General features: G+C 62.4%; 1 protein-coding gene and 4 pseudogenes. 2 read left to right on the top strand and 3 right to left on the bottom strand.

The window, feature by feature from the left end; genetic code table 11:
* Nucleotides 1-116: 116 nt before the first annotated feature.
* Nucleotides 117-1,784 (top strand): thiamine pyrophosphate-dependent enzyme, encoded by a 1,668-nt coding sequence (locus tag VSX60_RS21960; protein WP_327626368.1) that lies wholly within the window; start codon nt 117-119, stop codon nt 1,782-1,784.
* A 94-nt stretch (nt 1,785-1,878) separates the two neighbouring features.
* Here the strand turns inward: VSX60_RS21960 and VSX60_RS21955 are convergent.
* The 3 pseudogenes from VSX60_RS21955 to VSX60_RS21945 form a co-directional block, all read right to left on the bottom strand.
* Nucleotides 1,879-2,031 (bottom strand): annotated as a pseudogene (locus VSX60_RS21955) (IS3 family transposase); the annotation flags it as partial.
* Between the two features lie 5 nt (nt 2,032-2,036).
* A pseudogene (locus VSX60_RS21950) lies at nt 2,037-2,261 on the bottom strand (integrase core domain-containing protein); the annotation flags it as partial.
* 4 nt (nt 2,262-2,265) lie between these two features.
* Nucleotides 2,266-3,553, bottom strand: a pseudogene (locus VSX60_RS21945) (IS30 family transposase).
* 364 nt (nt 3,554-3,917) lie between these two features.
* On the opposite strand from VSX60_RS21945, the pseudogene VSX60_RS21940 reads away from it, so the two are divergent.
* Nucleotides 3,918-4,097 (top strand): annotated as a pseudogene (locus tag VSX60_RS21940) (ISL3 family transposase); the annotation flags it as partial.
* Between the last annotated feature and the right edge of the window lie 183 nt (nt 4,098-4,280).

Here is a 4,280-nt window from a genome sequence, read left to right as displayed (position 1 = left end):
TTTCGAGAACCTGTCGCGCAACGCGCTCGCATTCCTCAAACTGGCGTCTATCCGCCTCATGCTGCGAAGGCTCTGTTCAATATGAATAACTTTCCGGACCGACTCTTAGAGGTTTCATGACCGTATCAGATGTCTTGCTGGAAGTACTTGCCGCCCATGGGGTGGAGCATCTGTTCGGGATTCCCGGCGATGCGATCAACGATGTAACGGACGCGTTGCGCCGGCAGGACCGGATCCGCTTCATCGGGGTTCGCCACGAGGAAACCGGGGCGCTTGCGGCCTCGGTGCAGGCCAAGCTGACGGGGCGGCTTGCGGCCTGCATGGGCACATCCGGTCCGGGCGGCATTCACCTTCTGAACGGGCTTTATGATGCGCGCATGGACCACGCGCCGGTGATCGCCATTACCGGGCAGGTGGCGACCGGAGTACTGGGTACCGAGGCGCATCAGGAAGTGCGGCTGGACCGGCTGTTCGCCGATGTCGCAGTCTACAGTCAGACCGTCACCACCGAGGCGCAGGTGCCAGATGTGTTTCTTGAGGCGTGCCGGGCGGCGATCGCCTATCGTGGTGTCGCACATGTGTCGATCCCGACGGATGTGTCGGGGCGCAAGCATTCACTCAGTTCCGACCAGCCAATCAAGGCGGCGTTGGCCGGGCGGATTTCGCCCGTCGCGGCAGATTGTGGCGCGGCGCTGGAGCTGATCGGGAAATCCGAGCGTGTCGCCGTCCTCGCTGGTATAGGCTGCCTCGGCGCGCGCGACGAATTGCTAGCCTTTGCCGAGGCCGTGCAGGCCCCCATCATACGCAGCCTGAAAGCCAAGGAGATCATCGACGACGACCATCGGCTATGCGCCGGGGGTCTTGGCCTTCTGGGTGGCAAGCCGGCTGTCAAGGCGATGGATGAGTGCGATCTGTTGATCCTCGTCGGCACGGATTTCCCCTACCGCGATTTCTATCCGAAGTCGGCCAAGGTGATCCAGATCGACATCGAACCGACGCGCATCGGCCGTCGCCACCCGGTCGATATCGGGCTGGTGGGTCACGCCGGGCCGACGCTGGCGACACTAGCCAAAGGGATCAAGGGTCAGAGGTCGGGGACGTTCCTGACCGAAATCCAATCCCACATGGCCGACTGGCGCAAAAGCCGCGACAAGGACGAGGCGTCGGATGCCACGCCGATCAACCCGCCGCGGCTAGTCTCGGCGCTGTCCAAGGTCGCTCCGGACAACGCCATCTTCATCGCCGATACAGGCACCTCGACGGCATGGGCGGCCCGGCATCTGCATGTACGGCCCGGACAGCGGTTTACCCTGTCGGGGGGTCTTGCCACCATGGCCATCGGCCTGCCCGGTGCGATCGGGGCGCAACTGGCCTATCCCGATCATCGCGCCATCGCCCTTGTCGGCGACGGGGCTTTTGCGATGCTGTCGGGCGATCTGGTGACTGCCGTCCGCTACAAGCTGCCCATCGTCATCGTGGTGTTGAACAATGCCAAGCTGGGCTTCATCACGCTGGAGCAAGAGGCCAAGGGCCTGCCCGATTGGGGCACTGACATTCTCAACCCCGATTTCCTGGCACTGGCCAGGGCCTATGGCGCGGCTGGGTTTCGGGTGACCGACCCGGGCGCGCTGGAGACAACGCTCAAGGAGGCGCTCGCAGAGGCCGGGCCCGCAGTGGTCGACGTCGTCGTTGATCCCGACGCGCTGATCATGCCGCCGACGATCAACGCCTCCCAAGCCTATCATTTCGGCCTGGCCAAGCTGCGCGAACTTCTTGGGCAGTGACCTCAAGAACCTTCAATTCAACGGGATGAGACCCCATGACACTGAATGAAAAACAGACTGGACTTGCTCCGACAAAGTGGAGAGCGTTTTCAGTTTATGCGGCCAGCCTCTCGAACTGAAGCGGGCTGATGAAGTCGAGCGCCGAATGGCGTCGGACGGGGTTGTAGAAGCCGTCGATGTAGCGAGCGATCGCGTGGGTCGCCTCTGCCCGGCTTTGGAAGGCCACGCGCCAGACGAGTTCGGCCTTCGNGCCGAATGGCGTCGGACGGGGTTGTAGAAGCCGTCGATGTAGCGAGCGATCGCGTGGGTCGCCTCTGCCCGGCTTTGGAAGGCCACGCGCCAGACGAGTTCGGCCTTCGACGTCTTGAAGAAGGTCTCTACCATCGCGTTGTCGAAACAGTTTCCCTTCCCCGACATCGAGATCAGGATGCCGTGCTTCCTCAGCTCCGCCTGGTACTCGATGGCGCAGTATTGGGCGGATTCAAACGGTCGTCGCAACACAGACCGTTTCTCGCTTCATCAGCCAATGATCAAGGGCTTCGGCCGGGGTTTTCCAAGCAAGAGTTTTTCGCGGTCTGGCGTTGAGGGTGGCGGCCACGGCGGCGATCGTCTCGGCGGTATGCGCGCTCAAGTCGGTGCCCTTTGGGAAGTACTGGCGCAGCAGACCATTCGTATTCTCGTTGGTGCCGCGCTGCCAGGGGCTTTGAGGGTCGCAGAAGTAGACCTCGATGCCCGTATTGATCTTGAGGGCGGCGTGCTGGGCCATTCCGGCGCCCTGGTCCCACGTCAAGTAACGGCGCAGTTCCTGAGGCAACGCTACGATGGTGCGTGTAATGGCATCACGGACAGCCTCGGCGCCATGTCCCGCAAGAGCCGGGCCATTCTTGGCTCGCGGCCCGTCGCCGTAACCTTCTAGGCGCGGTAGATGCAGCAGCATTATGAAGCGCGTCGTGCGTTCGACGAGCGTGCCGATCGCCGAGCTGTCCAGCCCAAGAATGAGATCGCCTTCCCAATGTCCCGGTATCGCCCGATCGGCCGCTTCGGCCGGGCGCGCGCTGATCATGATCTCGGGCGAGACGAATCCCTTGCCTCGCTGACCCACTCGAGCCCGTGGCGTTCGCAACGCCCGCCCGGTGCGAAGGCATGCCGTCAGTTCACGGCGTAGCGCCCCTCGACCTTGGATGAAGAGCGCCTGATAGATGGCTTCGTGACTGATCCGCATCTTCTCGTCATCTGGAAAGTCGACAGTGAGACGGTGGGCAATCTGCTCCGGACTCCATGCCTTAGCCCATCGTCGATCCTTGCGCTGGCCGTGCCGGCGGTTCTTCCAGGGGACCGCTGGGCCGGGAACGGCAACCCCAATCCGGTGCCGCGACCATTCCGGCGAGCCTTTCCTCGACATAGGTGCGCAAAGCTGGGTTGACCGCAAGCTTCGCGACTTTCGGACGCCGGCTTGATCGCTCAGCGTGCCATTGGGCCGTTGTCGCTCGATACTCCAGGCCGCCGCTGCGCGTCGCGGCGTTGCGCCGTAGCTCTCGCGAGATCGTCGAAGCGGCTCGACCATGTCGACGCCCGATCTCGTGCCTAGACAGGCCTTGGACGCGAAGAAGTGCGATCTCCTCGCGCTCGGCAAACGAGAGATAGCGCCCGGAAAGCGGCTTCGCCGAAGATTTGAATATCGCTGGTGGCATGCCGCCCGCCTTCCGGAACCAACGGGCGCCGACAGGAGCGGACATGCTCGCCGCCAAAGCAGCATCCTCACTCGACATTCCCACTGCAATACCGGACCAAAACCTATGAAGCTCAGTTCAACCCGCCAACGGTGGCCGTCCCAGCGAAGGCAAAGGAGGTCGTCCTGACCGATGTGATCTCTGTCTTTGAATACCCATCGCAACCTCCTTCGTTCAGGTGTTGCGACGACCGATTGAATGGAAGTTGGCTGCCGCGGTCCGTATGGTGAATGAGGCCGGCGGCAGGACGCCGCACGGTGACGGCTCGGCGAAGGGCCGACAATGCCAGTTCTGCGATGACCATCGGCAAGCGGTTTTCGCCCTTCAGCCTTCGCCAGGTTCTGGCGGCCGCGATGACGAGCTTGAAGACCATCAGCCGGGCGGACTTGTGCGAGAGGGCACCCTTGGTTCGAACGCTCGCGGCATTCAGAAGGACGCATCCGCCGTCCGGGGCGCAATCACCGAGCCGTGGTCCAACGGCCAAACAGAAGGTCAGGTGAATAAGCTCAAGCTCGTGAAACGACAGATGTATGGACGAGCCAAGATTGATCTCCTCGAAGCTCGGCTCCTCGGCGCCGCCTGACCGTCATCGAATATGCGTCAGACCCCTTTTGCACGCCGATCAGGGGTTCCGGTTCAATGCCGTTTGACACTCCATGCGGTGATCATCTCGCGGGTCTCTGCCAACATACGCTTTGGCAGCATGTGAGTTCAGTCTCGACGGTCGCTCCTACCTGACAACAACGCAATGCGATCGGAGCCGGGC

Origin of the sequence: Aurantimonas sp. A3-2-R12 (genome assembly GCF_036016755.1) — a bacterium.
In the GTDB taxonomy this organism is placed as follows: Bacteria; Pseudomonadota; Alphaproteobacteria; order Rhizobiales; family Rhizobiaceae; genus Aurantimonas; species Aurantimonas coralicida_A.
This window is presented reverse-complemented; position numbering and strand designations above follow the sequence as displayed.